Annotated in this window: 23 protein-coding genes; 10 read left to right on the top strand and 13 right to left on the bottom strand. The window is 71.4% G+C overall.

What is annotated here, in order from left to right; translation table 11 throughout:
* Nucleotides 1-123: 123 nt before the first annotated feature.
* A complete protein-coding gene (folP, locus tag ACGF5T_RS02680; RefSeq protein ID WP_356604728.1) occupies nucleotides 124-996 on the top strand; it encodes a dihydropteroate synthase in 873 nt (290 codons plus the stop codon).
* A 60-nt stretch (nucleotides 997-1,056) separates the two neighbouring features.
* Here folP and ACGF5T_RS02675 read toward each other — a convergent pair whose 3' ends face one another.
* Nucleotides 1,057-1,815 carry a TIGR00730 family Rossman fold protein gene (locus ACGF5T_RS02675; RefSeq protein ID WP_356604280.1) on the bottom strand — a complete coding sequence of 253 codons (759 nt, stop codon included), beginning with the start codon at nucleotides 1,813-1,815 and terminating at the stop codon, nucleotides 1,057-1,059.
* A 109-nt stretch (nucleotides 1,816-1,924) separates the two neighbouring features.
* Nucleotides 1,925-3,004: a succinyl-diaminopimelate desuccinylase gene (gene dapE / locus ACGF5T_RS02670; RefSeq protein ID WP_356604278.1), complete on the bottom strand. Its 1,080-nt coding sequence runs from the start codon at nucleotides 3,002-3,004 to the stop codon at nucleotides 1,925-1,927.
* Nucleotides 3,005-3,088: 84 nt separating this feature from the next.
* On the opposite strand from dapE, the gene ACGF5T_RS02665 reads away from it, so the two are divergent.
* Both ACGF5T_RS02665 and ACGF5T_RS02660 read left to right on the top strand, forming a co-directional pair.
* The gene (locus tag ACGF5T_RS02665) at nucleotides 3,089-4,057 is read left to right on the top strand and encodes a heavy metal transporter (RefSeq protein WP_356604276.1); all 969 of its coding nucleotides are present in this window, start codon (nucleotides 3,089-3,091) and stop codon (nucleotides 4,055-4,057) included.
* Nucleotides 4,058-4,379: 322 nt separating this feature from the next.
* On the top strand, nucleotides 4,380-4,829 hold the full coding sequence (locus ACGF5T_RS02660; RefSeq protein ID WP_356604274.1) for an ATP-binding protein: 450 nt from the start codon (nucleotides 4,380-4,382) through the stop codon (nucleotides 4,827-4,829).
* Between the two features lie 101 nt (nucleotides 4,830-4,930).
* On the opposite strand, the gene ACGF5T_RS02655 is transcribed toward ACGF5T_RS02660, so the two are convergent.
* Both ACGF5T_RS02655 and fdxA read right to left on the bottom strand, forming a co-directional pair.
* The gene (locus tag ACGF5T_RS02655) at nucleotides 4,931-6,028 is read right to left on the bottom strand and encodes a bifunctional succinyldiaminopimelate transaminase/glutamate-prephenate aminotransferase (protein ID WP_366766088.1); all 1,098 of its coding nucleotides are present in this window, start codon (nucleotides 6,026-6,028) and stop codon (nucleotides 4,931-4,933) included.
* A gap of 117 nt (nucleotides 6,029-6,145) precedes the next feature.
* Nucleotides 6,146-6,466 carry a ferredoxin gene (fdxA, locus tag ACGF5T_RS02650; protein ID WP_006603298.1) on the bottom strand — a complete coding sequence of 107 codons (321 nt, stop codon included), beginning with the start codon at nucleotides 6,464-6,466 and terminating at the stop codon, nucleotides 6,146-6,148.
* Between the two features lie 140 nt (nucleotides 6,467-6,606).
* Here fdxA and ACGF5T_RS02645 point away from each other — a divergent pair, with 140 nt between their 5' ends.
* Complete coding sequence (locus ACGF5T_RS02645) at nucleotides 6,607-7,620, top strand: GNAT family N-acetyltransferase (RefSeq protein ID WP_356604270.1); 1,014 nt, start codon at nucleotides 6,607-6,609, stop codon at nucleotides 7,618-7,620.
* Between the two features lie 30 nt (nucleotides 7,621-7,650).
* On the top strand, nucleotides 7,651-8,526 hold the full coding sequence (locus ACGF5T_RS02640) for a transglutaminase-like domain-containing protein (RefSeq protein WP_356604268.1): 876 nt from the start codon (nucleotides 7,651-7,653) through the stop codon (nucleotides 8,524-8,526).
* A 94-nt stretch (nucleotides 8,527-8,620) separates the two neighbouring features.
* Here the strand turns inward: ACGF5T_RS02640 and ACGF5T_RS02635 are convergent, their stop codons facing one another.
* The 4 genes from ACGF5T_RS02635 to ACGF5T_RS02620 all read right to left on the bottom strand — a co-directional run bounded on the left by ACGF5T_RS02635 (nucleotide 8,621) and on the right by ACGF5T_RS02620 (nucleotide 12,783).
* A complete protein-coding gene (locus tag ACGF5T_RS02635; protein ID WP_366766087.1) occupies nucleotides 8,621-10,993 on the bottom strand; it encodes a hypothetical protein in 2,373 nt (790 codons plus the stop codon).
* Nucleotides 10,994-11,150: 157 nt separating this feature from the next.
* Entirely contained in the window at nucleotides 11,151-11,573 is a 423-nt protein-coding gene (locus tag ACGF5T_RS02630; RefSeq protein ID WP_356604264.1) for a DUF6113 family protein, read from the bottom strand.
* Complete coding sequence (gene mshB, locus ACGF5T_RS02625) at nucleotides 11,570-12,499, bottom strand: N-acetyl-1-D-myo-inositol-2-amino-2-deoxy-alpha-D-glucopyranoside deacetylase (protein WP_366766086.1); 930 nt, start codon at nucleotides 12,497-12,499, stop codon at nucleotides 11,570-11,572. The genes ACGF5T_RS02630 and mshB overlap by 4 nt, the downstream gene beginning before the upstream one ends.
* Before the next feature lie 89 nt (nucleotides 12,500-12,588).
* Nucleotides 12,589-12,783, bottom strand: coding sequence for a hypothetical protein (locus ACGF5T_RS02620; RefSeq protein WP_029393692.1), 195 nt, complete (start codon nucleotides 12,781-12,783; stop codon nucleotides 12,589-12,591).
* 186 nt (nucleotides 12,784-12,969) lie between these two features.
* Here ACGF5T_RS02620 and ACGF5T_RS02615 point away from each other — a divergent pair, with 186 nt between their 5' ends.
* Complete coding sequence (locus tag ACGF5T_RS02615; RefSeq protein WP_366766084.1) at nucleotides 12,970-15,093, top strand: prolyl oligopeptidase family serine peptidase; 2,124 nt, start codon at nucleotides 12,970-12,972, stop codon at nucleotides 15,091-15,093.
* A 311-nt stretch (nucleotides 15,094-15,404) separates the two neighbouring features.
* On the opposite strand, the gene ACGF5T_RS02610 is transcribed toward ACGF5T_RS02615, so the two are convergent.
* Genes ACGF5T_RS02610 through ACGF5T_RS02590 form a run of 5 tightly spaced genes read right to left on the bottom strand, consistent with a single transcriptional unit; the run spans nucleotide 15,405 to nucleotide 21,008 of the window.
* On the bottom strand, nucleotides 15,405-16,487 hold the full coding sequence (locus tag ACGF5T_RS02610; RefSeq protein ID WP_356604258.1) for a dipeptide ABC transporter ATP-binding protein: 1,083 nt from the start codon (nucleotides 16,485-16,487) through the stop codon (nucleotides 15,405-15,407).
* Nucleotides 16,480-17,463, bottom strand: a complete 984-nt coding sequence (locus ACGF5T_RS02605) for an ABC transporter ATP-binding protein (RefSeq protein WP_361017807.1) — start codon at nucleotides 17,461-17,463, stop codon at nucleotides 16,480-16,482. The genes ACGF5T_RS02610 and ACGF5T_RS02605 overlap by 8 nt, the downstream gene beginning before the upstream one ends.
* 8 nt (nucleotides 17,464-17,471) lie before the next feature.
* Nucleotides 17,472-18,455 (bottom strand): ABC transporter permease, encoded by a 984-nt coding sequence (locus ACGF5T_RS02600; RefSeq protein WP_356604254.1) that lies wholly within the window; start codon nucleotides 18,453-18,455, stop codon nucleotides 17,472-17,474.
* Nucleotides 18,448-19,371: an ABC transporter permease gene (locus ACGF5T_RS02595; protein WP_356604252.1), complete on the bottom strand. Its 924-nt coding sequence runs from the start codon at nucleotides 19,369-19,371 to the stop codon at nucleotides 18,448-18,450. Before ACGF5T_RS02595 ends, ACGF5T_RS02600 begins: the two co-directional genes overlap by 8 nt.
* An 8-nt stretch (nucleotides 19,372-19,379) precedes the next feature.
* Nucleotides 19,380-21,008, bottom strand: a complete 1,629-nt coding sequence (locus ACGF5T_RS02590; RefSeq protein WP_356604250.1) for an ABC transporter substrate-binding protein — start codon at nucleotides 21,006-21,008, stop codon at nucleotides 19,380-19,382.
* 532 nt (nucleotides 21,009-21,540) lie between these two features.
* On the opposite strand from ACGF5T_RS02590, the gene ACGF5T_RS02585 reads away from it, so the two are divergent.
* The 4 genes from ACGF5T_RS02585 to ACGF5T_RS02570 all read left to right on the top strand — a co-directional run bounded on the left by ACGF5T_RS02585 (nucleotide 21,541) and on the right by ACGF5T_RS02570 (nucleotide 26,574).
* Complete coding sequence (locus ACGF5T_RS02585; RefSeq protein WP_366766083.1) at nucleotides 21,541-22,566, top strand: ABC transporter permease; 1,026 nt, start codon at nucleotides 21,541-21,543, stop codon at nucleotides 22,564-22,566.
* Between the two features lie 79 nt (nucleotides 22,567-22,645).
* Nucleotides 22,646-24,406: an ABC transporter substrate-binding protein gene (locus ACGF5T_RS02580; RefSeq protein WP_356604246.1), complete on the top strand. Its 1,761-nt coding sequence runs from the start codon at nucleotides 22,646-22,648 to the stop codon at nucleotides 24,404-24,406.
* 103 nt (nucleotides 24,407-24,509) lie between these two features.
* On the top strand, nucleotides 24,510-25,490 hold the full coding sequence (locus tag ACGF5T_RS02575; protein WP_361017803.1) for an ABC transporter permease: 981 nt from the start codon (nucleotides 24,510-24,512) through the stop codon (nucleotides 25,488-25,490).
* 46 nt (nucleotides 25,491-25,536) lie between these two features.
* Nucleotides 25,537-26,574 carry an ABC transporter ATP-binding protein gene (locus tag ACGF5T_RS02570; RefSeq protein ID WP_366766082.1) on the top strand — a complete coding sequence of 346 codons (1,038 nt, stop codon included), beginning with the start codon at nucleotides 25,537-25,539 and terminating at the stop codon, nucleotides 26,572-26,574.
* Nucleotides 26,575-26,581: the final 7 nt, after the last annotated feature.

The raw sequence follows: 26,581 nt of genomic DNA, 5'->3' as shown, positions 1-26,581 counted from the left end.
GGAGTGGGAGTCGGTTGTGTCGGGTCCGATCGTGCCATGCGAGTCTGACAGTCGGGGCCGCAGGCGGCCGAAGACCGGTCCCCGGGGTCGGATCCGGGACGAGAGAACGGTGTGGACGAGAAGATGTCGCAGGGGACGCTGAGGCTGGGCAGGCGTGAATTCACGGCGCACGAGCCGGTGATCATGGCGATCGTGAACCGGACCCCGGACTCCTTCTACGACCAGGGGGCGACCTTCCACGACGAGCCCGCCCTCGCGCGCGTGGAGCGGGCGGTGGCCGACGGTGCCGCGATCATCGACATCGGCGGGGTGAAGGCCGGGCCCGGGGACGAGGTGTCGGCCGAGGAGGAGGCCCGCCGGACGGTGGGGTTCGTGGCGGAGGTGCGGCGGCGGTTCCCGGACGTCGTGATCAGCGTGGACACCTGGCGGCACGAGGTCGGCGAGGCCGTGTGCGAGGTGGGGGCCGACCTGCTGAACGACGCGTGGGGCGGCGTCGACCCGAAGCTCGCGGAGGTCGCGGCGCGGTACGGGGTCGGGCTGGTGTGCACGCACGCGGGTGGCGCGGAGCCGCGGACCCGGCCGCACCGGGTCACCTACGACGACGTCATGGCGGACATCCTGAAGGTGACGCTGGGGCTGGCCGAGCGGGCGGTGGCGCTGGGGGTGCCCCGGGAGTCGGTGCTCATCGATCCCGGGCACGACTTCGGGAAGAACACGCGGCACAGCCTGGAGGCGACGCGGCGGCTCGGGGAGATGGTGGACACGGGGTGGCCGGTGCTGGTGTCCCTGTCCAACAAGGACTTCGTCGGGGAGACGCTGGACCGGCCCGTGAAGGAGCGCGTGCTCGGGACGCTGGCGACGACGGCGGTGTCGGCGTGGCTGGGGGCGCGGGTGTACCGGGTGCACGAGGTGGCGGAGACACGGCAGGTGCTGGACATGGTGGCGACGATCGCCGGGCACCGGGCGCCCGCGGTGGCCCGGCGGGGGCTGGCCTAGGCGGGGGCCGGCCCGGGCACCCCGGCGCCCGCCGCCTCCCCCGCCCGCCGACGGCGTGCGCTACACGCCCGCCTCCTTGGAGACCAGGGCCACCGCCTCGTCCACGTCGTCCGTGACGTGGAAGAGGAGGAGGTCCTTCTCCGCGGCCTTGCCCTGGGCGACCAGGGTGCCCCGGAGCCAGTCGACGAGGCCGCCCCAGTACTCGGAGCCGAAGAGGACGATGGGGAAGCGGGTGACCTTCTGGGTCTGCACCAGGGTGAGGGCCTCGAAGAGTTCGTCGAGGGTGCCGAGACCGCCGGGCAGGACCACGAACCCCTGCGCGTACTTCACGAACATCATCTTGCGGACGAAGAAGTAGCGGAAGTTCAAGCCGATGTCGACGTACGGGTTCAGGCCCTGCTCGAAGGGCAGCTCGATGCCGAGCCCGACCGACGTGCCCTCCGCCTCCAGGGCGCCCTTGTTGGCCGCCTCCATGGCGCCGGGCCCGCCGCCGGTGATGACGGCGAAGCCCGCCTCGACCAGGCCGCGGCCCAGCCGCACCCCGGCGTCGTACTCCGGCGAGTCGACCGGCGTGCGGGCGGAGCCGAAGACGCTGATGGCGGGCGGGAGCTCGGCGAGGGTGCCGAACCCCTCGATGAACTCGGACTGGATGCGCAGGACGCGCCACGGGTCGGTGTGGACCCAGTCCGTCGGGGCACGCTCGTCCAGCAGGCGCTGGTCCGTGGTGCTCTTCTGGACCTGGCCCCGCCGTCGCAGGACAGGGCCCAGGCGCTGCTCCTCCGGCGGCTGCTTCTTGCCCTCGGGGTTGCCGGTCGGCATGGGCGCTCCCTCCAGTTGCAGGTTCTTCCGCCTCAGCGTAGATCTACGCGGGTTACGTACGAGGGACCTCAGCATGTCCGCCATGCGCCGCGCCAAACCACGGGGGTGATCACGACGTCAGCCAGGACCGCAGGCGCTCCTCCCCCGCGAGGATCTTGGCCGTCTCCACCCGCTCGTCCCGCTTGTGCGCCAAGTGCGGGTTGCCCGGGCCGTAGTTGACCGCCGGGACGCCGAGCGCCGAGAAGCGCGACACGTCCGTCCAGCCGTACTTGGGCTGCGGGGTGCCGCCCACCGCCTCGATGAAGGCCGCCGCGGCCGGGTGGGAGAGCCCCGGCAGAGCCGCGCCGCTGTGGTCGTCGACCACGAACTCCGCCACCCCGCAGTCCGCGAAGACCTCGCGCACGTGGGCGAGGGCCTCCTCCGGGCTGCGGTCCGGGGCGTAGCGGAAGTTGACCGTGACGACGCACTCGTCGGGGATGACGTTGCCCGCGACCCCGCCCGTGATGCCGACCGCGTTCAGGCCCTCGCGGTACTCCAGGCCGTCGATCACCGGGTGGCGCGGTTCGTACGCCGCAAGGCGCGCGAGGATCGGGGCGGCGGCGTGGATCGCGTTGGAGCCCATCCAGGAGCGGGCCGAGTGCGCCCGCTCCCCCGTCGTCCTCAGCAGCACCCGCAGCGTGCCCTGGCAGCCGCCCTCCACCTGGCCGTCCGACGGTTCGAGGAGCACCGCGAAGTCGCCCTCCAGCCACTCGGGGTGGGCCTCGGCGACGTGCTTGAGGCCGTTCAGCTCGGCGGCGACCTCCTCGTTGTCGTAGAAGACGAAGGTCAGGTCGCGGTTGGGGGCCGGGACGGTCGCCGCGATGCGCAGCTGGACCGCGACGCCGGCCTTCATGTCGCAGGTGCCGCAGCCCCACAGGACACCGTCCTCGTCCAGCCGGGACGGTACGTTGTCCGCGATCGGGACGGTGTCGATGTGGCCGGCCAGGATCACGCGCTCCGCCCGGCCCAGGTCCGTGCGCGCCACGACGTTGTTGCCGTACCGCTCGACCGACAGGTGCGGCAGGGCGCGCAGGGCGCTCTCGACCGCGTCCGCGAGCGGCTTCTCGGTGCCGCTCTCGGAGGGGAAGTCGACGAGCCGCGCGGTGAGCTCCGCGGCGTCCAGCGTGAGGTCAAGCGGGGTATCGGCCATGGCCCCGACCCTAACGCCCCTGTCCCGCCGGGCACTGCCCGTACCCGGGGTACACCACTCCCTACCCTCCAGTACCTTGTACGCGTGCTTCAGCCGCCGCCTCGCAAACGCCATGGCCGTCTCCTCCGTTCCGGGGCGGCCCTCGTGGTCCTGCTCGCGGTCGCCGGATACCTCGTGGTGCAGTACGTCACCGGGGGCGGCGGCGCTCCGGGCTGCCGGGTCGTCTCGGGCGAGGACGGCGGCCGGACGTACGAGTTCTCGCCGGAGCAGGCGGTCAACGCGGCGACGATCAGCGCGGTGGGCACCGCGCGCGACCTGCCGGAGCGTGCCGTGACGATCGCGCTGGCGACCGCGCTCCAGGAGTCGTCGCTGCGCAACATCGACCACGGCGACCGCGACTCGCTCGGCCTCTTCCAGCAGCGCCCCTCGCAGGGCTGGGGCACGCCCGGGGAGATCATGGACCCGGCGTACTCGGCGGGCCAGTTCTACGACCACCTGGTGGAGGTCCCCGGCTACACGAGCCTGCCGCTGACCGTCGCCGCGCAGCGGGTGCAGCGCAGCGGCTTCCCCGAGGCGTACGCCAAGCACGAACCGGACGCCACCCTGCTCGCCGCCGCGCTGACCGGGCGGTCCGCCGCGACGCTGACCTGCGAGGGCCGTCCCGGTACCAGCCGGGACAAGGGGCCGGACGCGGTCCGCGAGGCGCTCGTACGGGACTTCGGGCGGGACGTCCTCCAGCCGGCCGGCGCGGAGGCGGACGCCCCGGCCGCCACGCCCGCGCCCACGGCGTCCGCGGGCGGCACCGACGGGCGGACCGTGACACTCCCCGTGGCCACCGGCACCGGCACGGACGCGGATCCGGGGCGGCGCGGGTGGCAGCTGGCGCACTGGGCGGTCGCCAACGCCTCGTCGCTGCACATCCAACGGGTCTCCTACGCGGGCCGGGAGTGGACCGCGGGGAACACCGACAGCAAGTGGCGTCCGACGACCGCGGGCGGCGCCCAGGGCGCGGAGCGGGCCGCGGGCGCGGTCCGGATCACCTCCACGCGGTAGCGCTCGCCCGTACGAGCCGTCACTCCGAGGGGTTACCGGCGCCGAGGCCCGGCCGGGCGGTGCGCGGATGTCCGCGCCGTCGTCCCCGAACCCGCCGGAGGCCAGGGAAACCAAGGGCTGTGAGGATGCGGCGGGCTTTTCGACCGGCCACCTTTTGCCCGTTTTTCTGTGCACCCGATAATGCGACGCATTACCAACTCTTTACGTTGTGCCGCCGCAACCTTCGCGGCCTTCGAGCGGTAGTCACTGCGTCCGAGCCCGGTGGATCACTCGCCGGGCACGGTCGGATCACCCATCGTTGACTTTCCGTCGAAGGAGCATCATGTCCCTCCCCCTGACCCGCCGGATCGCCCGTGCCGCGCTGCTCGTCGCTGCGGGAGCGGCTGCCGGGGTCGGTGCGGCCGGCTCCGCCAGCGCGGCTCCCGAACTGCCGGCCACCCCGAACCTCGGGGGACTGACCGCCCTGGACGGGGCGAACGTCGGCAACACCGTCGACGCCGCGGCCCAGAACGTCACGCAGACCGCGGGCGACACCGGCGGCAAGGCCGTCAAGAAGACCGTGCCGGCCGCCGGCAAGACCGGTGGCTCGGTCGTCAAGAAGACCACGCCCGTGGCGCAGAAGGCCGCCGGGGACGCGGCCGGCTCCGCCGGCGAGATCGTCGGTGACACCGCGGGGACCGCCACCAAGGGCGGCCTGCCGACGGACGCGCTGGGCAAGGGCGGCCTGCCCGCCGCCGGTTCGCTGCCGGTGCAGGGTCTGCCGCTCGGCTGACGGTCGCCGACCTGTGCGACGAGGGGGCCCGGGAGTTTCCCGGGCCCCCTCGCCTTGCGTGTGCCCTCGGTCGTGAGCCCGTGGGCTCACGGGCCGTCCGCTCAGGCCGTCAGGCGTCGCACCGCCGCCTCGACGCGTTCGTCGGTCGCCGTGAAGGCGACCCGGACGAAGTTCTCACCCGCCGGGCCGTAGAAGTCGCCGGGGGCCACCAGGATGCCGCACTCGGCGAGGTGGGCCACCGTCTCCCAGCAGGACTCCTCGCGGGTGGCCCAGAGGTAGAGGCTGGCCTCGCTGTGCTCGATGCGGAAGCCGTGACCGGCCAGCGCCTCGCGCAGCGCCGTGCGGCGGGCCGCGTAGCGCTCGCGCTGGACGCGGACGTGCTCGTCGTCGCCGAGGGCCGCCACCACGGCCGCCTGCGTCGGCGCGGACGTCATCATGCCGCCGTGCTTGCGGATCTCCAGGAGCGGGCCGAGGACCGCCGGGTCGCCCGCCAGGAAGGCCGCGCGGTAGCCCGCGAGGTTCGAGCGCTTGGACAGCGAGTGGACGGCCACCAGGCCGTCGTAGGAGCCGCCGTTGACGTCCGGGTGCAGGACGGAGACCGGGTCGGCCTCCCACCCCAGCTCCAGGTAGCACTCGTCGGAGACGACGAGGACGCCGTGCTCGCGCGCCCAGGCCACGACGCGGGTCAGCTCGGCCTGGGACAGGACCCTGCCGGTCGGGTTCGACGGGGAGTTGAGCCACAGGAGCCGCAGCCCCGACGGGTCCAGCTCGGTCGGGTCGTCGTACGCCTCGTACGCCGCGCGGGCCAGCCGCGCGCCGACCTCGTAGGTCGGGTAGGCCAGGCGTGGGAAGGCCACCTTGTCGCCGGGGCCGAGGCCCAGCTGGGTGGGGAGCCAGGCGACGAGTTCCTTGGAACCGACGATGGGCAGCACGTGGCGATGGGTGACGTCGCGGGCGCCGAGACGGCGCCCGAGCCAGCCGGTGATCGCGTCGCGCAGTGCCGGGGTGCCCCAGACCGTCGGGTAGCCCGGGGAGTCCGCCGCGTCGGTCAGGGCCTTCTGGATCAGCTCGGGGACCGGGTCGACCGGGGTGCCGACGGAGAGGTCGACGATGCCGTCGGGGTGCGCGGCGGCCGTCTTCTTGTACGGCTCCAGCCTGTCCCAGGGGAAGGTGGGAAGGCGATCGGAGACTGCGGACACGGTTTCTGGCTCACTTTCTCGGTGCGGCTCGAGCGGCGAGAACGCCTCGGTCCCGCACGGCACCGATCAGGGGCGATCAGCCGTACGGGACCGAGGCGGCGCGGTGCGGGGCCGCTCCTACTGGTTCTGCGGCGGCAGCGCGGCGATGAAGCTGTGGTCGCGCTCGATCAGCCCCAGCTTGCTGGCGCCGCCGGGCGAGCCGAGCTCGTCGAAGAACTCGACGTTCGCCTTGTAGTAGTCCTTCCACTCCTCGGGAGTGTCGTCCTCGTAGAAGATCGCCTCGACCGGGCAGACCGGCTCACAGGCACCACAGTCGACGCATTCGTCCGGGTGGATGTACAAGGACCGCTGGCCCTCGTAGATGCAGTCGACCGGGCACTCCTCGATGCACGCCTTGTCCTTCACGTCGACACAAGGCTGCGCGATGACGTAGGTCACGCTGTCGTTCCTCCTCGATAGGGCGCTGGCGGGCCTCCTCAGGCTCCGCCGCCTGGCGCGCGGGAGCGCGGCGTCGTCGATGCCCGCCCCTAGTATCTCCGTTCTTGGGCATGATCCGAACAGGAGGGGTGGACCGACCCGTGGAAATCTCTGCCGCTGGGCGTCTCGATGTCCGTATCACCGCTGCTGACGTGGGCAAACGAGTCTCCGTGCGGCGCTTGAGCGAAGCTGGTGCGGCGGGTGAGAAGTTCACCGATACGGTCGGTGTTCTCACATCATGGGACAAGGGTGTGCTGCTGATCACACGCAAGAGCGGCGAGAGTGTGCGTGTCCCGGAATCCACGCTGGTCGCGGGCAAGGTCGTGCCGTCCGCGCCCGCCCGTCGACGCGGTCCCGCCGCCACCTACGCGGAGCTGGCGCGGGCCGCCTCACGGGCGTGGCGGCCGGTGGAGAGCGAGTGGCTCGGCGACTGGGAGCTGCGGGCCGCCGCCGGGTTCACGCGGCGGGCCAACTCGGTGCTGCCGCTGGGTGATCCGGGTCTGCCGCTCGACGCGGCGCTGACCGCCGTACGCGGTTGGTACGCCGCACGCTCACTGCCCGCGTACGTGCAGACCGCCACCGGCGCCGCGGGCACCCAGGAGATGCTCTGCGGCGAGCTGGAGCGGCGGGGCTGGGCGCGGGAGGTGTCGGCGGAGGTGTGGACCGGCGCGCTGGCACCGGTCGCCGACCGGGCGGAGGGCGCCGGTGTGGTCCTGGCCCGGGAGGCGGACGAGGCGTGGCTCGCGCGGTACCAGCGCAAGGGCGTGAGCGAGGTGGCCCTGCGGGTGCTGGGCGGGGGGCCGTCGGTGTGGTTCGCGACGGTTCCGGGTGCGGACGGGGGTGCCCCGGCCGCGATCGGGCGGTGCGTCGTGGACGGGCGGTGGGCCTCCTTCGCGGCCGTCGAGGTCGACCCCGCGCTGCGCCGCCGGGGGCTCGCGACCGCCGTGATGGCCGCGCTGGCCGGGCGGGCGCTCGACGAGGGCGCGTCGGCGGCCTGGCTCCAGGTCGAGACGGACAACGCCCGGGCGCGGGCGCTCTACGCGGGGATGGGCTTCGCCGCGCATCACGCGTACCACCACTACCGGGAACCGGCGGATGCCGGGACGGACCGGTAACCGATCGCCGTGGAAGGGCACGAACCGGCTATGCGTCACCCCCGTCCCCCGTCACCGGAACGCTCCGCCGACCTGCGGCGGCGGTTCGCCGAGGAGGCGCGGTCCGAGCGGCCCGACCTGGCGGCGCTCTGCCTGCTGGTGGGCGCGCAGGCGGACGGGACGCTGGACGAGGCGGGGCTGGACGCCGCGCAGGTGGAGCTGGACCGGCTGGCCGGACAGCTGCCGTTCCGGCCGGGTTCGCCGGAGGCCTGGGCGGTGGCGGTGCGGGACCTGCTCGGCGGGCGCTACGGGTTCCACGGGGTCCCGGCGGACTACCAGCGCCTCGATTCGTCGTTGCTGCACGAGGTGCTGCGGCGCCGGCGCGGGCTGCCGATCCTGCTGTCCGTGGTGTGGCTGGAGGTGGCCCGACGGGCGGGGGCCCCGGTGTACGGGGTCGCGCTGCCGGGGCACTTCGTGGTCGGGTTCGGGCCCGAGTCCGGTCCGGCGTCCGGGTCGCGACAGGAGCGGGTGCTCGTCGATCCCTTCGACGGCGGGCGGGTACTGAGCGGGAACGACGCGGAGGCGCTGGTGGCGGGTGCCACGGGGGCCGGCCTGCGGGCCTCGATGCTGGAGCCCGCGGCGCCGCTGGACGTGGTGGCGCGCATCCTGAACAACATCCGGGCCTGGGCGGCGGCCCGGCCGGAGCGGTCGGACGTCGGCCTGTGGGCGATCGAGCTGGCGCTGCTGCTCCCGGCCCATGCGGCGCGGCTGCGGTACGAGCGGGCCCGGTTGCTGGTGCAGCGCGGGGAGTTCACGGCGGGGGCCGGTGAGCTGGAGGCGTACGCCGAGGTGGTCGCGGCGGTGGACGAGGCGGTCGCGGAGGAGATCCGCGGGGAGGCCCGGGCGGCCCGCGCGCTGCTCAACTGAGGCCACCCCGGCGCTCCGGCGGTGGCCTCCGCCCTTCTCGACGTCGGCAGGGGGCGCCCGGCGGTCACCGGGCGCCCCCTGCCGTCGGGTCGTGTCAGGTCGGGTTGGTCTCGATGACCGCGACGCGATCCGTCTTGCTCTTCAGGGCCGGGCGCATGGCGCTGATGACGTCCTCCGGGGTCACGGGGGTCTTCTCGCCGTTGCCCCGGGTGATCAGCACGCCGTCGTACGCGCCGCCGTACAGCTCCTTCAGCGCGGCCTTGTCGTACTTCTCGACCAGCTTGCCGTCGACCGGCTCGACGGCGAGGAACTTCCACAGGGAGTTCTGGGGGCTGAACTTGACCTCCACCCCGCCCGCCTCGACGGTGACGATGCCCGACATCGCCGGCTCGGCGAACTCCTTCAGCATCCGGTCGACCTCGGCCTTGGAGACCGTGGGCTGCTGGGCGGTGGTCGGCACGTTCACCGAGGTGGCGGTGCCCGTCTCCACCTGGGCGCGGTACGCCGCCGCGACGGCCTCGGTCGACTTGTCGACGTCGATGCCCTGTCCCGCCTTGCCGTACACCGGCACGGCCTTGCCGGACTGGAACTTGATCGTGCCCTCGGTCGCCGACCCCGCTCCACCGGCGGCGTCCTCCAGGGCGGCGTGCAGCTTCTCCTCGTCGACGGGCATGACCGGCTCCACGACCCGCTGCTGTCCGAAGAGCGAGCCGATCACGGAGACCGGGTTGTAGTCGCTCTTGGCCGCGGAGCTGGCCGTGGCCTGGGTGTCGATCTGCAGGCCCGCCTGGTCAGGCTTCAGGGAGACGGTCTCGCCGCCCACCGTGAGCTTCAGCGGCTTGCTCGCGCGGGCGGAGAGGACGTCGTCCAGCTTCTCGACGGCGTCGTCGCGGGTCCCGCCGCCGATGTCGACGCCGAGCACGCTGGTGCCCTTGGGGACGTCGGAGCGGTTCATGAGCAGGCCGGCGCCGTAGGTGACACCGGCGATCACGACCAGGCCGCCGACGAGGAGCGGAAGCTTGCCGCGCCCCTTCTTCTTGGCCGGCTTGTTGGACCCGGCGGGGGGCGCGGAGACCGGCTCGGGGAGCTTCGGCGGGGTGTGCGGCAGCGGTCCGTCGGCGGGCGCGGCGGTCTGGAACGGCGTGCTCCGGTCGGCCGGCACGACGGGGATGCCGCTGGTGACGGTGTTGCCGGAGACGTTGTCCGGGTTGCCGTAGCCGGGGGGAACCGGCTTCTGCGGGGTGAGGATCGCGGTGTCGTCGCTCAGCTCGCCGCCCGGGCCGCGCCGGGCGGCGTCGGGACCGGCGGCGGCAGCGGCGGCACCGGGGCCCTGGGGCATGCCCGGGCCGCCCGGGCCTGCGGGACCACCCGGGCCTCCGGGACCACCCGGGCCCGCGGGGCCGCCCGGTCCACGCAGGCTGTCGGGGCCGCGCATGCCGTCGGGCGCGGGCCCGGTCTGTCCTTGGGGGGCGCCGAGGCCCGTGGGCCTGCCCGGGAGGCCGAGGTCGGCGACCGGTGGCGGCGTCGTCAGGGCGCTGTCGCCGGTGACCGGGCCGCCGGTCGGGCCCGCGGGGCCACCGCCGTACGGCGACTGCCCGTTCGGGCCGTGCTGCTCGCCGCGGGGCGCGGCGGCCTGGTGGCCCTGGCCGTTCCCCGAGAAGTACGGCAGGTCGTCGCGACGCGGTCCGCCGCCGTCTGCCCCTGGGCCGGTGCCCGTGCCGTTGCCGTTGCCGTTGCCGTTGCCGTTGCCGTTGCCGTTGCCGTTGCCCAGCGGGCCCGCCGCCAGGGCCTCGGTCACGTCGAAGGAGCCGGTGCCGCCGCCGTGACCGGGCGCCACCGGACCGCCGGTGGCGCCGGACATCCCGGCCCCGTTGGTGGATCCGGACCGGGAGCCGCCCGGCACGTTCATGGAGCCGACGACGCCACCGGGACGGCCACTCCCGCCGCCCGGGCGTGCGGCGGCACCGGTGCCGGGAGCACCGGCCCCGGGAGCGGTCGGCGCCGGGGTCGAACCGCCGGGCTGAGCGGCGCCGTTGGCCGCGCCGCCGCCCTGCGCGCCCTTGCCCGGGCCGGACTTGCGCGGCGCGAACCAGTCGCTGGCCGGCTTGTCGTCGGCCGGGCCGGAGTGCTGCGCGGGTTCGGCGGGAGTCTCGCCGGCGCTCGCGGGGACGGCGGGGCCCGGCTCGGGCCGCTCGGCCGTCTCCGCGTCGGCGGTGTCGCCCTCGGCGTCCGCGACGGGCTTGCGCATGACGACCGGCGGGATGGGCCGTGATCCGGGGATGTTGATCCGGATGCGGGTCGTCAGCGTCGTCTCGGTCTTGCGCTCCTCCGGCCGCGAGGCCGAACGGCCCGCGTCCGCACCGGCGTCGGGAGCCGTGGGTGTCCCGTAGGGCGGGGTGCCCGACGGGTATGCGGCTCCGCCGCGCCCGTGGGGCCCGGAGGACGAACTGTCAGTTTCACGACTCAAGGCAGGTTCTCCCGGTTGGCTCCGCCGCCCGTCACCCCTTCAGAGCGGGCGGCCCGGCGGCGCGCACCACCATACTGGCCACTTCCCGCGTGTATCCCGGGACCGCCGGGGAAACCCACACGGGACTCCCACGCCGACGTCATGGCGAAGCAGTACGTCACTTGCGAAGTCGGTCGGCGCCGCCGTCCGGTTGCCGCACCGGCGCGAGGGTGGCGCACATCACAGCGACGGCGATGCCACCGAGCAGGAAGAGATAGGAGCCGCTTCCCGCGGCGAAGAGGAAGTCGCCCTCCGGACGGCTGGTGGTGAGCAGGACCACGGCGAGGGCCCATCCCGCGGCGGGCGCGACGGCCCCGCCCCGGCGCCCCACGGCCCGGCCCGCGCCGAGACACAGGCCCGCCTCCGCGGCCAGCGCGAGCAGCAGCCCGCCCGGGAACCACGCGGGCTGCAGCAGTGCCCCGGCCACCCCGACCACGGCACCGAGCAGGAAGAGGCCCAGGTACAGGGCGGCCCGGCCGAGGGACGGTGCCCGCAGCGGCTGGGCCAGGGCGGAGGCCGCCGGCTCGTTCCGCCCGCTCACGAGGCCTCTCCGATCCCGGCCCCGATGCCCGAACCGGCCCCGGCCCCGGCCCCGGTCCCGGTCCCGAGCCCGAGCCCGGCGAACAGGTCCTCCTCGCGGGCGCCCGCGTCACCGGACCGCTCGCCCCGCACCAGTTCGTAGTACTCGGTGGTGAAGAGCGGCTGGGCCAGTGCGTTGGAGAGGACGAAGTACGGCTCGGCCACGGTGATCTGCGTGGCGTGCGCGCGCATGGCGGCGGCCTTGGCGGCGCGGGCGGGGGCGTCGCCGCGGATCTCGGTGGTGATCACCTCGTCCGGCACGACACCCGGGACGTCCTCGACCCCGGCCGCCTTGTCGAACGGCAGCCCGGGCAGCTCGTCGCGGAGGCGGGCGAAGGCGTCCTCGGCGACGGTGCGCGGCACGCGGTTCCAGTAGACCTTGGCGACCGGGCAGCCGGCCTCGTCCGCCAGCTCGACGGCGCGCATGGCGATGCGATGGGCCTGGATGTGGTCGGGGTGGCCGTAGCCGCCGTCGGGGTCGTAGGTGACGAGGACCTGGGGGCGCACCTCGCGGATCACGTCGACGAGGAGCGCGGCGGCCCGGTCGACGTCCGCCTGCCACAGGCAGCCGGGGTCCTCGTTGTCGGGCAGGCCCAGCATCCCCGAGTCGGCGAAGCGCCCCGGCCCGCCCAGCAGCCGGAAGTCGTCCACGCCGAGCGCGCGCATCGCGGCCGCCAGCTCGTCGCGGCGGTGCCCGCCGAGCGCGGGCCCCGTCAGGTGCGCCAGCTCGGGCGGGATGACCTCGCCCCGCTCGCCGAGGGTGCAGGTCACCAGGGTCACGTGGGCGCCCTCGGCCGCGTACCTGGCCATGGTGACGCCGTTGTTGATCGACTCGTCGTCCGGGTGCGCGTGCACCAGCAGCAGACGCCGGGCGGGCTGTTCCGTCATGGGACCACCCTATGAGGCCGCGCGCCCGTCCTCCTCACGCGGGAGACCGTCCGGGCGCGGGCCGGCGTACGGCCGGGTGGGCGGCCGGGTCAGAAGTTGATGCTCCCGATCATCCCCGCGATGTTCGTCGTCAGCTCACTGATCGTGGGCGCGACGGTCGACGAGGCCAGGTAGAAGCCGAGGAGCATGCACACGACCGCGTGCCCCGCCTTCAGTCCTGACTTCTTGACCAGCAGGAAGACGATGATCGCCAGCAGCACAACCGCCGAAATCGAGAGTGCCACGGCGGCTCACCTCCAATGGGCCCAGGGACACGGGGGGTCGGACGCAGTCAGAGCTCGGAGCAGATAAATCCACGCAGCGGGCATCTGGTTGGTACCCACTATGCGCTAGTGATCATAACTATCCGTGCGCGCGCATCTCTCGGCGCACGGCCGCACAAGGGGGCGCATGGCCAATATGGTCAGGGCATGACGACGGAGTCCGATTCCTTCCCCAAACGGCACGCCCGCACCCAGCGGTTCACGCTCGGCGCGCCGCGTTCGTTCACCGTGGCACCCGACGGTTCACGGGTCGCCTTCCTGCGCTCCGGTTCCGGTACGGACCGGGCCAACGCACTGTGGGTCCTCGACGTCGAGGAGGGCGGGGAGCGCGTCGCGGCCGACCCGCGCGCCCTGCTCGGCGGCGCCGAGGAGCACCTGTCGCCCGAGGAGCGGGCCCGGCGTGAGCGCAGCCGCGAGGGCGGCGCCGGCATCGTCGGCTACGCCACCGACTCGGCCGTCGAGCTGGCCGCCTTCGCCCTGTCGGGGCGGCTCTTCGCGGCCGAGCTGCGGGCCGGGACGGCACGCGAACTGCCCGCCCCGGGCCCGGTGATCGACCCGCGCCCCTCCCCCGACGGACGGCACATCGCCTACGTCACCCAGGGCGCCCTGCGCGTGGTGGGGGCCGAGGGGGACGGGGACAGGGCGCTGGCCGAGGCCGACGCGGAGGGCGTCACCTACGGGCTGGCCGAGTTCATCGCCGCCGAGGAGATGGCGCGCAGCCGGGGCTTCTGGTGGGGTCCGGAGTCGGATCGGCTGCTGGTGGCGCGCGTGGACGACACGCCGGTCAGCCGCTGGTGGATCTCCGACCCGGCCCACCCCGAGCGTGATCCACACCACGTGCCGTACCCGGCGGCGGGCACCGCCAACGCGGACGTGCGGCTGTTCGTGATCGGGCTGGACGGGGGGCGCACGGAGGTCCTCTGGGACCGGGCGCGGTATCCGTATCTGGCGCGAGTGCACTGGTCAGCGGCGGGTGCGCCGCTCCTCCTCGTCCAGGCGCGCGACCAGCGCAGCCAGTTGTTCCTGGCCGTGGACACCGAGTCCGGCACGACCCGGATGGTGCACGCCGACGAAGATCCAGTTTGGCTGGAACTCTTCCCCGGGGTGCCCTGCTGGAGCCCTTCCGGGCAGCTCGTACGGATCACCGACGAGGGTGGTGCGCGGGTGCTGGCGGTGGGGGAACGACCGCTCACCGGAGCGCAGTTGCACCTGCGGGCCGTACTGGACGTCTCCGGCGACGACGTGCTGGTCTCGGCGTCCGCCGGTGCGGAGGCGGCCGAGCCGGAGACCGGTGAAGTGCATGTGTACCGGGTCAACGAACTCGGCGTGGAGCGCGTTTCGCAGGAGGCCGGCGTGCACTCGGCGGTGCGCGCCGGGGGCGTGACCGTTCTCGTCTCCGCGACGCTCGACCGGCCCGGCGCCCGGGCTCAGGTGCTGCGGGACGGAAAGCCGGTCGCGACGGTGGCCTCCTACGCCGAAGACCCCGGTTTGTCCCCGCGCGTGACGCTCACGCAGGGGGGCGCACGCCGTGTCCCGTGCGCCGTGCTTATGCCAAGGGACTACCACGGTGACACCCCCCTCCCCGTCCTCCTCGACCCGTACGGTGGCCCCCACGGCCAGCGCGTGGTCGCCGCGCACAACGCCCACCTCACCTCGCAGTGGTTCGCCGACCAGGGGTTCGCGGTGATCGTCGCCGACGGGCGGGGCACGCCCGGACGGTCCCCCGCCTGGGAGAAGGCCATCAAGGACGACGTGGCCGCCGTCGTGCTCCAGGACCAGGTGGACGCGCTGCACGCCCTCGCCGCCGACTTCCCGCTCGACCTGAACCGCGTCGCCGTCCGCGGCTGGTCCTTCGGCGGGTACCTGGCGGCGCTGGCGGCCCTGCGACGGCCGGACGTCTTCCACGCCGCGGTCGTCGGCGCCCCGGTCACCGACCTGCGCCTCTACGACACGCACTACCAGGAGCGGTACATCGGCCACCCCGACGAGCAGCCGGAGGTCTACCGACGCAACTCGGTGATCGACGACGCGGGCCTGGTGGACGCGGCCGAGCCGCACCGCCCGATGATGATCATCCACGGGCTGGTGGACGACAACGTGGTCGTCGCCCACTCCCTGCGCCTGTCCTCGGCCCTGCTGGCGGCCGGCCGCCCGCACGAGGTGCTGCCGCTGTCCGGCGTCACGCACATGACCCCGCAGGAGTCGGTCGCCGAGAACCTGCTGCTGCTCCAGGTGGACTTCCTCAAGCGGTCGCTCGGTCCCGCCACCTGAGCCCGCGGAAGGAGGCGGACCGGGACGGCCCGGCGCACCCCGGTCCGCTTCGCCGGCCCCTCGCGGCCGGGCCCTCCCGAAGGTCCCCGCGGACATCGTGCTTCCGCGGCAGTCGGCGTACGGCCGCACAGGGGCGCATCGCCGCTGCGTCCGGGGCCGGGGGCGGCGGGGGCGCGGCCACCGCGTGTTCCACGCCGGCCGACCGCTTTAACACGCGGGCAACTCGACCGAAGCGGTACCGATATACGGACGCGCGACGCTGATCAGCGTGCGGCCGTGCGGGTGCCGTGAGCGGGCCGGGGAGTGCCATGTCACCCCGGCCCGCTGCCGCGCCCGCCCTTCCGTCCGCCGTCGCCGTCGCCGTCCGTCTCCGGCGGCACCACCTGCTTCTCCTCCGCGAAGTGGCACGCCGAGTCGTGGGCCGCGGGGCCGGTGGCGTGCCGGAACTCGGCGGGTACCGCGAGCGCCGGGACCTCCAGGGCGCAGCGCTCCCGTGCCTTCCAGCAGCGGGTGCGGAAGCGGCATCCGGAGGGGATGGCGGTGGGCGAGGGGACGTCACCGGTCAGGATGATCCGCTCGCGGTGCTCCCGGGCCTGAGGGTCGGGCACCGGCACGGCGGACAGCAGGGCCTGGGTGTACGGGTGGGTGGGGTGGTCGTAGATCTCGGCGTCCCGGCCGGTCTCCACGATGCGGCCGAGGTACATCACGCCGACCCGGTCCGAGATGTGCCGGACGATCGACAGGTCGTGGGCGATGAAGATGTAGGACAGGTCGAACTCGTCCTGGAGCCGGCCCATCAGGTTGATCACCTGCGCCTGCACGGACACGTCGAGGGCCGAGACCGGTTCGTCCGCGACGATGATCTCCGGGCGCAGGGCGAGTCCGCGGGCGATGCCGATGCGCTGGCGCTGGCCGCCGGAGAACTGGTGGGGATAGCGGTTGATGTACTCGGGGTTCAGGCCGACCACGTCGAGCAGGTGCTGGACCCGCTGTCGCCGGTCGCCCTTCGGGGCGACCTCCGGATGGATGTCGTACGCCTCCCCGATGATGTCGCCCACCGTCATCCGGGGGTTGAGGGACGTGTAGGGGTCCTGGAAGACCATCTGGATGTTGCGGCGCACGGCTTTCAGCGCCTTGCCCGACAGCCGGGTGATGTCCTCGCCCTTGTAGCGGATCTCCCCGGCCGTCGGCCGCTCCAGGTTGACCAGCATCTTGGCGACCGTCGACTTGCCGCAGCCGGACTCGCCGACGATGCCGAGGGTCTCGCCGCGGTCGAGGTGGAAGTCGACGCCGTCGACCGCCTTGACGGCCCCGACCTGCTTCTTGAAGAGGATGCCGGTGGTGAGCGGGTAGTGCTTGACGAGGCCCCGGACCTCCAGGATCGGCTCAGCCATGCAGGCACTCCCTCCAGAAGTGGCAGGCGCTGCCCCGCTCCGACTCCGACTCCGTCACCTCGTACAGCGGCGGTACGTCGGCGCGGCAGACGTCCTGGGCCATCGGGCAGCGGGGGTGGAAGGCGCAACCGGGCGGGATGCGGGTGAGGTTGGGCGGCAGGCCCTTGATGGCGTACAGCTCCTGGCCCTTCTGGTCCAGGCGCGGGATGGAGTCCAGCAGGCCGCGGGTGTACGGGTGGGCCGGTGCCTTGTAGATGTCGTGGACCGGCGCCGTCTCCACGATCCGGCCCGCGTACATCACGGCGATCCGGTCGGCGACGTCCGCGACCACGCCCAGGTCGTGGGTGATGAGGATCAGGCCCATGTGCAGCTCGCGCTGGAGTTCCGCGAGGAGTTCCATGACCTGGGCCTGGACGGTGACGTCGAGGGCGGTGGTGGGCTCGTCGGCGATGATCAGCTTCGGCTCCAGGGCCATCGCCATGGCGATCATGATCCGCTGGCGCATGCCGCCGGAGAACTGGTGCGGGTACTGCCGCACCCGCTCCTTCGCGGCCGGGATGCGCACGCGGTCCATCAGTTCGACGGCCTTGGCGCGGGCGTCCTTGCGGGACATGCCCCGGTGCACGGTGAACATCTCGCCGAGCTGGTCGCCGACGGTCAGGACCGGGTTCAGCGACGACAGCGCGTCCTGGAAGATCATCGCCATCTCGGCGCCGCGGACCTTGCGGCGTTCGTCCTCCTTGAGCTTCAGCAGGTCCCGGCCCTCGAAGAGGATCTCGCCCCCGGTGATGCGGCCCGGCGGCACGTCGAGGATGCCCATGACCGTCTGGGCGGTGACCGACTTGCCGGAGCCGGACTCGCCGAGGACGGCCAGGGTCTCGCCCGCGTCCACGCCGTAGCTGACGCCGTTGACGGCCTTGGCGACGCCGTCCCTGGTGCGGAACTCCACGTGCAGGTCGCGCACTTCGAGCAGCATGCGGCGGCTCACCTCAGCTTCGGGTCGAGGGCGTCGCGCACCGCGTCGCCGAGCATGATGAACGCCAGGACGGTGATCGCCAGCGCACCCGAGGGCCACAGCAGGGCGTGCGGGGCGTTGCGGACGTAGGGGGCGGCGGCGGAGATGTCGATGCCCCAGGAGACGCTGGGCGGTTTGAGGCCGACGCCGAGGAAGGACAGCGTCGCCTCCAGGGAGATGTAGGTGCCGAGCGCGATGGTCGCGACGACGATGACGGGGGCGACGGCGTTGGGCGCGATGTGCCGCAGCAGGAGCCGGGAGTTCGAGGCGCCCAACGCGCGGGCGGCCTGGACGTAGTCGTTCTGCTTCGCGGTGATGACCGAGCCGCGGGCGATGCGGGAGATCTGCGGCCAGCCGAGCAGCACGATGAAGCCGATGACCGGCCAGACGGTGTTGCTGGTGATGACGGAGAGCAGGACCAGCCCGCCGAGGACGACCGGGATGGCGAAGAACACGTCGGTGATCCGGGACAGGATCGAGTCCCCCACGCCGCCGAAGAACCCGGCGAGCCCGCCGAACACGCTGCCGAGGACGGCGACCCCGAGCGTGGCGAGGACGCCGACCGCCACCGAGGTGCGGGCGCCGTAGACGGTGCGGGTGTAGACGTCGCAGCCCTGGCCGTTGAAGCCGAAGGGGTGGCCGGCCTGCGATCCCTCCTGAGCCTTGGCGAGGTCGCACTTGAGGGGGCTGCCGGACGCGATCAGCGAGGGCCAGATCGAGATGACGACCAGGAAGAGGATCACCAGCGCCGAGATGATGAAGACGGGGTTGCGGCGCAGGTCGTGCCAGGCGTCGGACCAGAGGCTGCGGGGCTTGTCCTCGGGGCGCGACCCGTCGGGGCCGGGCGGCTGCTCCAGCGTGATCGCCTCGCTCGCGCCCAGGTCCATCGTGCCGCCCATGCCGGTGCCGGCGACGGCGCGCTCGGGCTCGTAGGGCTGCTGCGGGTCAGGCATAGCGGATCCTCGGGTCGAGTACGGCGTACAGGAGGTCGACGAGGAGGTTGGCGACGAGGAAGACGAGGACCAGGACGGTGACGAAGCCGACGACGGTCTGGGTGTTCTGCCGGAGGATGCCCTGGTAGAGCTGGTAGCCGACGCCGTGGATGTTGAAGATCCGCTCGGTGACGATGGCGCCGCCCATCAGGGCGCCGATGTCGGTGCCGATGAAGGTGACGACCGGGATGAGGGAGTTGCGCAGCAGGTGCCGGGTGATGACCCGGTGGCGGGGCAGGCCCTTGGCGACGGCGGTACGGACGTAGTCGGAGCGCCGGTTCTCCGCGATGGAGGTCCGGGTCAGGCGGGTGACGTACGCCAGGGAGACCGAGGCGAGGACCAGGCCGGGGACGATCAGCTCGCCGAAGGCCGCCTCGGAGGAGACGGCCGGGTCGATCCACCCCCATTTGACGCCGAGCAGCAGCTGGAGCAGCAGACCGGTGACGAAGGTCGGGACGGAGATGACGACCAGCGTGAGCAGCAGGACCCCGGTGTCGATCGGCCGGCCGCGACGCAGGCCGGTGACGACACCGAGGACGATGCCGACGACGATCTCGAAGAGGATCGCCACGATCGTCAGGCGGATGGTGACCGGGAAGGCGGTGCCCATCAGCTCGGTGACCGGCTGGCCGTTGAAGGCGGTGCCGAAGTCCCCGGTGAAGACGTTGCCCATGTAGGTCAGGTACTGCTGCCACACGGGCTTGTCGAGGCCGAACTCCTTGCGCAGCTGGGCGGCGGTCGCCGGGTCGCACTCCCGGTCGCCGCAGAGTCCCGCGACGGGGTCGCCCATCACGTTGACCATCAGGAAGATCAGCAGCGTGGCCCCGATGAAGACCGGGATCATCTGGAGCAGCCGCCGGACGACGTAGCGTCCCATGGGGAACCTCAGCCGACCTTGATCTCGTCGTAGACCGGGACGCTGAACGGGTTGAGCTCCACGTCGGACAGCCGGTCGGAGTAGCCGGCGCTGCCGTTCTGGTACCAGAGCGGGATGGCGCCCATCTCGTCCCGCAGGACCTCCTCGGCCTGCTGGAAGATGCCGACGGCCTTGGCGGTGTCTGGCTCGGCGTTGGCCTGGTCGACGAGGTCGTCGAACTTCTGGCTGGACCACTTGCCGTCGTTGGAGGAGGCGTTGGTGTAGTACAGCGGCTGGAGGAAGTTCTGGATGAGGGGGTAGTCCATCTGCCAGCCGGCGCGGAAGGGGCCGCTCATCTTCTGGTCGGTGATCTGGTTGCGGAAGTCGGCGAAGGTGCCGACGGGGTTGCCGACGCAGGCGCGGTCGTTCTCCAGGGCGTTGTTGATGGAGTTGCAGACCGCGTCGACCCACTGGCCGTGGGAGCCGGTGTCCGCGTTGTAGGTGATCTTCACCTGTCCGCCGGGCAGTCCGCCGCCGTCCTTGACCAGCTTCCTGGCCTCCTCGGGGTTGTACTCGCAGGCCTCACCGCACAGACCCTCCTTGAAGCCGCCGTCCTCACCGAGCACGGGTGAGGTCCAGTCGGTGGCCGGGGTGCGGGTCTGCTGGAAGATCGTGTCGGTGATCTGCTTGCGGTCGATCGCCATGGAGAGGCCCTTGCGGACCTTCTCGGAGCCCGGCTTGTTCCAGGCCTCGTCGTAGAACGGGAAGGCGAGGGTCTGGATGATGCCGGCCGGGGTGTTGATGTACCGGTCGCCGAGGTCGTTCTTCACGTTCTTGAGCTGGGCGGCCGGGACGTCGTCGACCAGGTCGAGGTTGCCCGCCATCAGGTCGGTGTAGGCGGTGTTGTTGTCGGTGTAGACCTTCAGGTCGACGCCGCCGTTCTGCGCCTTGTCGTCACCGGGGTACTGGTCCCACTTCCTGAGGGACATCTGGGAGCCGCGGGTGTAGTTGTCGACCTGGTAGGGGCCGTTGCCGACCGGCTTCTTCAGCCAGGCGTCGTGGTCGTCGAAGAACGCCCTGGGCAGGGGTGCGAAGGCCGGGTAGCCGAGGGTGTCGGGGAACGTCGAGAACTTCTGGCTGAGCCTGACGGTGAAGGTGCGGGGCCCGGTCACCTTCAGCCCGGACAGGGTGTCGGCGCTCTGCTCGCCGCCGTCCTCGGGGTGGGCCTTGTCGTAGCCGTCGATGTAGCTGAAGAAGTAGGCGTTGCGCTGGTTGTTCTTCAGGCTCGCGCCGTAGTTCCAGGCGTCCACGAAGGACTGGGCGGTCACCTTCTCGCCGTTGCTGAAGGTCCAGCCGTCCTTGACGGTGACGGTGAAGTTCTGCGAGTCGGAGGTCTCGATCTTCTCGGCGAGCATGTCCTGCGCCTCGCCGGTCTTCGGGTCGTACCTCTTCAGCCCCCGGAAGATCATGTCGAGGACCTTGCCGCCCTGCACCTCGTTGGTGTTGGCGGGCTCCAGCGGGTTCTGCGGGTCGCCCCATGAGGAGCTGAGCACCGCGCCGGTGTCCCCGCCGCTGTCGCCGCCGCCTCCGCAGGCCGTCGCCGCGAGGGCTGCCGCCGCAGCGCATGCGGCCCATCTGGCGTGCCTGGCTCCGCGCATGGAGTGCCTCCTCGTGCCCTGACTCGTCCGACTCGTTCGACTCGTTCGGCTGGATCGCTGACTCGTCCTCTGGTCCATTACCGGCCAGCATCAGGGCAAAGGGTGCACATCGCACACGCATACCTCCCTTTGGAGGAACCCCACAGCACGCCGTCGCCGACCGGCGGCCCGTCGGGGGGCAGCGCTCTTACCCGGCACAAAGGATCTTGAACGTGGAGCGCAACAGATCTCCACCATCCGATGCCGAACCGTTGGATTCAGAACCCTCGGTGTACATATTTCGACGAGCTCGCGTCCGCATAACGAACACCTTGCCTGATTAGTCCAGTTGGTCCGATGTAGGGCACGGATCGATCACGGCGCGCTACACGCGTAGCTATGGTTCGCCCAAGCAACAGTAAACAAGGTAAATACAGAGCCAAGCCGCTCCGGATTTTATTGACCTTGAACGAATTGCGTTGAAAAAGTCCGGCGTAGCCCGTAGGGGGACGCCCTGCGGAGTCATCAGACCCTCCCTTGGGCCAGGAGCACCATGACCCCCCCAACTCCCTCAGCGGCTGCCCCGCTCGCGGTGACCGACGACAGCGTCGTCACGTCGCCCACGCCCTCCCCTCGGGGCAGCGAGAGCCGCTCCCCCGGACGCCTGGCCTGGACCCGCTTCAAGCGCGACAAGACGGGCGTCATATCCGCGTGCATCGTGATCTTCTTCTTCGTGATCGCGCTCGCCGCACCGCTCATAGCCATGCTGTACGGCAAGGACCCGTACACCACCTACGCCAGTGAGCGCCCGGAGCTGCTGAACGCCTTCTCCTACCCGGCCGGCCCCAACGGCGGCATGAGCGGCGAGTTCTGGTTCGGCATCGAGCCCCAGCTCGGACGGGACGTGTTCACCTTCCTGCTGTACGGCATTCGCACGTCGCTGGGTATCGCGGTGGCCGCCACGCTGCTCACCTCGGTCGTCGGTGTCGTCGTCGGGATCACGGCGGGCTACCTCGGCGGCAGGACCGACTACTTCGTAAGCCGGATCATCGACATCCTGCTCTCGTTCCCGTCGACGCTCTTCTTCATCGCCTTCATGCCGGTCGTCTACGGTCTGTTCGTCGCCTCCGACGAGAACATCCCGACCTCACTGCGTGCCGTCTCCCTCATCCTGGTGCTCTCGGCCTTCGGCTGGGCCTCTCTCGCCCGGCTGCTGCGCGGTCAGGTGCTCGGTCTGCGCGAGCGGGAGTTCGTGGAGGCGGCGAAGGTCACGGGCGCCTCCCCGTTCCGGATCGTCTTCAAGGAACTGCTCCCCAACCTGTGGACGCCGATCATCATCCAGTCCACGCTCATGCTCCCGGCCTTCGTCACGGCCGAGGCGGGTCTGGCCTTCCTCGGCGTCGGCATCATCGACCCGACCCCGGACTGGGGCGTCATGATCCAGCGCGGCGCCCAGTTCTACACCGAGGACCTCACCTTCATGCTCTTCCCGGGCGTCTCGATGGTGATCTTCGTCCTCGCCTTCAACCTTCTCGGTGACTCGGTGCGCGACGCCCTCGACCCGAAGTCAAAGCGCTGACCCCTCCGTTCCACCCGGCTCGTTCGACGCCGTCCGGCCGGCCGTCCCGTCCCGTTGGTCCTTCTCTGGCAGGTGCCTCATGTCTTTCTCCCGTAGAAACTTCCTCATCGCCACCGGTGTGGTCGCGGCTTCGTCCTCGGTGCTGACCGCATGCGGCAGCGGGGGCGGCGGCTCCTCCGCCGGGCACGACGGCCCCAAGGTCAGCGGCAGCGAGACCATCGAGATCAAGGTCGGTACCAAGGCGGACTCGACCGGCCCGGCCCCCGAGGTCAAGGACGCGGTCACGGGCGGGACGATCTACTCGCTGGACCAGTTCGACATGGACCACATGGACCCGGCGCAGATCTACGTCTCGACCGAGGGCGCCATCACCGTCCCGATCATGCGCGGCCTGACCGGCTACAAGATCGACGACAACGGCGTCACCACCCTGGTCGGCGACGCCGCCACCGACGCCGGCACCATGAAGGACGGCGGCAGGACCTGGTCCTTCACCCTGAAGGACGGCCTGAAGTGGGAGGACGGCTCGGCCGTCACCGTCGACGACGTCCGCCACACCTTCGAGCGCATCTTCGCCCCGTTCATCACCGAGGGCCCGGTCTACGTCCAGGGCTGGCTCGAGGGCGGCGACAAGTACAAGGGCCCCTACGAGGGCAAGCACCTGGACTCCATCGAGATCGACGGCAAGACCGTCACGTTCCGCCTGAAGGAAGCGCGCAGCGACTTCAACTTCACGCTGGCCATGCGCGGCTACTCCCTGGTGCCGAAGAAGCTGGACACCAAGGAGAAGTACGACAAGAAGCCGGTCTCCTGCGGTCCGTACAAGATCGAGAGCCGTAGCGTCGGCAAGTCGATGACGTACGTGCGCAACGAGCACTGGGACCCGAAGACGGACCCGATCCGCAACGCCTACCCGGACAGCTTCCACTTCCAGTTCGGCTACGAGCTGATCGCCTCCACCGACCGCTACATCGCGGACAAGGGCAACGACCAGTACGCCATCTCGGTCTTCAACGAGATCGCTCCCGAGCGCATCGCGCAGGTGCTCACCAACGCCGAGTACAAGAAGCGCATCCTCACCAAGGTCGACACGGTCACCTACTACTGGCCGATCAACACCACCCGCATCACGGACGTCAAGGTCCGCCAGGCGATCAACTGGGCGTGGCCGCACCAGCAGCTCCAGACGATCGCCGGTGGCGCCTACAGCACCGAGATCGCCACCACCATCCTCAGCCCGGTCACCCCCGGCTACGAGAAGTTCGACCTCTACGGCACGACCAAGAAGCCCGGTGGCGACCCGGTCAAGGCCAAGGCGCTGCTGAAGGAGGCCGGGAAGATCGGCCAGAAGCTGGTCATCGCCTACCAGCAGTCGGACACCCAGGTGAAGGTCGCCGTCGCGGTCAAGGAAGCCCTGGAGAAGGCGGGCTTCGAGGTCGTCAACAAGCAGGTCGACAAGTCGACCTTCTACACCCAGATCGGCAAGATCGACAACGAGTACGACCTGTTCGGTGCCGGCTGGAGCCCGGACTGGCCCAACGGCTACTCGGTCTTCTACCCCTGCTGGCACGGCGACAACATCGGCAACGGCCGCAGCAACTACGCCCAGCTCGACGACACGGGCGTGAACAAGGCGATCTACGCCGCCGCGAAGATCGCCGACCCGGACGAGGCCAACAAGGCCTGGGGCGCCGTCGACCGCCAGATCATGGAGCTGGCGCCGGTCGTCCCGGACTACCACAAGATCCGCAACTGGATCCACGGGTCCAAGGTCGGCAACGTCGTCTACGACAGCGGCAACACCTGCATCGCGCTCTGCAAGCTCTACGCCGCGAAGTAAGCGCGCACGATCCCTCGGGGCGGTCACCGTCACGGCGACCGCCCCCGGGACCCACCCCCCTCCACGCCCCGGCGACGGTGCCCCGTCCGGAAAGTCACGCCCCATGCTCCGCTTCCTAGCCCGCCGAGTCATCGGCGCGATGGTCATCCTGCTGATCATCAGCGCCGTCACCTTCTGGCTCTTCTACGCGATCCCGCGTGACCCAGCGATGATGTCCTGCGGCAAGAACTGCACCGAGGAGAACCTGGCGCAGATCCGGCAGAACCTGGGCATCGACGAGTCGATCGTCATGCAGTTCTGGCACTGGCTCGTGGGCATCTTCGCCGGACGCGACTACGGCGGCTACGGCTACTGCGACGCGCCCTGCCTCGGCTACTCGTTCGCCAACAACGAGCCCGTCTTCGGCACGATCATGGAACGCCTGCCGATGACCCTCTCGCTCGCCTTCGGCGCGGCGTTCTTCTTCCTGATCATCGGCGTGGGCGCGGGCATGCTCGCCGCGCTCAAGCAGGGCAAGTTCCTGGACAAGTTCGCCAGCTCGGTATCGCTGCTCGGCTCCTCGCTCCAGATCTACTTCGTCGGCTACGTCGCCATGTTCTTCCTGGTCTCGCAGCTCGGCATCTTCAGCCAACCCTCGTGGACGCCGCTCACCGAGAACCCGGCCGCCTGGCTCTCCGGTCTGCTGCTGCCCTGGCTCGTGCTGTCGATCATCTTCACCGCCAACTACACCCGCATGACGCGCTCCCAGATGGTGGAGCAGCTCAGCGAGGACTACGTCCGCACGGCCCGCGCCAAGGGCCTGTCCCAGCGCAACGTGTTCTTCCGCTTCGCCTGGCGCGGCGCGATGGGCCCGATCGTCACCCTGTTCGGCATCGACCTCGGCACGCTGATCGGCGGCGCCATCATCACCGAGTCGGTGTTCTCCCTCCCGGGCATCGGCCGGCTCGCGGTGCAGGCCGTGAACCAGAGCGACCTGCCGATGCAGCTCGGCGTCACCGTCCTGGCAGCCGGCGCGATCGTGTTCTTCAACATCATCGTCGACGCGGTCTACGCCCTCATCGACCCGCGGATCCGGCTCGCCTGACCTCCGCCCTCCCTACCCCCTCTGCATCACCTCCTGGAGCGTCCCCGTGACGAGCACCGAACAGCAGCCCTTCCTCTCCGTCAGGGACCTGAAGGTCCACTTCTCCACCGAGGACGGCATCGTCAAGGCCGTCGACGGGCTCTCCTTCGACCTCGCCAAGGGCAGGACGCTCGGCATCGTCGGCGAGTCGGGCTCGGGCAAGTCGGTCACCAACCTGACGATCCTGGGCCTGCACGACCGGGACCGCACCGCGATCGACGGCGAGATCGTCCTCGACGGCAAGGACCTGCTCACCGCCACGGAGCGCGAGCTGGAGCGGCTGCGCGGCAACAAGATGGCGATGATCTTCCAGGACGCGCTGGCCTCGCTGTCGCCGTACCACACCATCGGCAAGCAGATCGGCGAGACCTACCGCAAGCACACCGGCGCCTCCAAGGCGCAGGCCCGGCAGCGGGCGATCGAGATGCTGCGCCGGGTGGGCATCCCGCAGCCGGAGGTACGGGTGGACGACTACCCGCACCAGTTCTCCGGCGGTATGCGCCAGCGCGCGATGATCGCCATGGCGCTGGTCTGCGACCCCGAGCTGCTGATCGCGGACGAGCCGACCACGGCCCTGGACGTGACGGTCCAGGCGCAGATCATGGACCTGCTCAAGGACCTCCAGCAGGAGTTCGGCACGGCCATCGTCTTCATCACCCACGACCTCGGCGTCATCGCCGACATCGCGGACGACGTGCTGGTGATGTACGGCGGCCGGTGCGTGGAGCGCGGGACGAAGGAGGAGGTGCTGCGCGACCCGCAGCACCCGTACACGCTGGGCCTGATGAGTTCCATGCCGAGCCTGGACGGGCCGGTGGACGTGCCGCTGGAGCCGATCCCCGGCTCGCCGCCCTCGCTGCTCAACCCGCCGACCGGCTGCCGGTTCCACCCGCGCTGCGCCTTCGTCGAGAAGGTCCCCGGCGGGCTGTGCTCCTCGCAGCAGCCCCTGCTCCAGGTGGAGAAGGGCCGGGGTTCCGCCTGCCACCTGCCCCCGGGACAGCGCCAGGAGCTGTTCGCCGACTTCGCCGGTTCCCGGCACAACTGACGTACAA

Origin of the sequence: Streptomyces sp. NPDC047853 (assembly GCF_043204535.1) — a bacterium.
GTDB lineage: Bacteria > Actinomycetota > Actinomycetes > Streptomycetales > Streptomycetaceae > Streptomyces.
The sequence above is the reverse complement of the archived record's forward strand: the minus strand, read 5'-3'. Positions and strand labels throughout refer to the sequence as shown.

Excerpts from the sequence above, each read along its gene's own strand:
- ACGF5T_RS02590 (WP_356604250.1), bottom strand. The coding sequence starts at position 21,008 with ATGCGCGGAGCCAGGCACGCCAGATGGGCCGCATGCGCTGCGGCGGCA.
- ACGF5T_RS02610 (WP_356604258.1), bottom strand. The coding sequence starts at position 16,487 with ATGGCTGAGCCGATCCTGGAGGTCCGGGGCCTCGTCAAGCACTACCCG.
- ACGF5T_RS02660 (WP_356604274.1), top strand. The coding sequence starts at position 4,380 with ATGTCCCTCCCCCTGACCCGCCGGATCGCCCGTGCCGCGCTGCTCGTC.
- folP (WP_356604728.1), top strand. The coding sequence starts at position 124 with ATGTCGCAGGGGACGCTGAGGCTGGGCAGGCGTGAATTCACGGCGCAC.
- ACGF5T_RS02615 (WP_366766084.1), top strand. The coding sequence starts at position 12,970 with ATGACGACGGAGTCCGATTCCTTCCCCAAACGGCACGCCCGCACCCAG.
- ACGF5T_RS02605 (WP_361017807.1), bottom strand. The coding sequence starts at position 17,463 with ATGCTGCTCGAAGTGCGCGACCTGCACGTGGAGTTCCGCACCAGGGAC.
- ACGF5T_RS02595 (WP_356604252.1), bottom strand. The coding sequence starts at position 19,371 with ATGGGACGCTACGTCGTCCGGCGGCTGCTCCAGATGATCCCGGTCTTC.
- mshB (WP_366766086.1), bottom strand. The coding sequence starts at position 12,499 with ATGACGGAACAGCCCGCCCGGCGTCTGCTGCTGGTGCACGCGCACCCG.
- dapE (WP_356604278.1), bottom strand. The coding sequence starts at position 3,004 with ATGGCCGATACCCCGCTTGACCTCACGCTGGACGCCGCGGAGCTCACC.
- ACGF5T_RS02640 (WP_356604268.1), top strand. The coding sequence starts at position 7,651 with ATGCGTCACCCCCGTCCCCCGTCACCGGAACGCTCCGCCGACCTGCGG.
- ACGF5T_RS02675 (WP_356604280.1), bottom strand. The coding sequence starts at position 1,815 with ATGCCGACCGGCAACCCCGAGGGCAAGAAGCAGCCGCCGGAGGAGCAG.
- ACGF5T_RS02575 (WP_361017803.1), top strand. The coding sequence starts at position 24,510 with ATGCTCCGCTTCCTAGCCCGCCGAGTCATCGGCGCGATGGTCATCCTG.
- ACGF5T_RS02580 (WP_356604246.1), top strand. The coding sequence starts at position 22,646 with ATGTCTTTCTCCCGTAGAAACTTCCTCATCGCCACCGGTGTGGTCGCG.
- ACGF5T_RS02585 (WP_366766083.1), top strand. The coding sequence starts at position 21,541 with ATGACCCCCCCAACTCCCTCAGCGGCTGCCCCGCTCGCGGTGACCGAC.
- ACGF5T_RS02600 (WP_356604254.1), bottom strand. The coding sequence starts at position 18,455 with ATGCCTGACCCGCAGCAGCCCTACGAGCCCGAGCGCGCCGTCGCCGGC.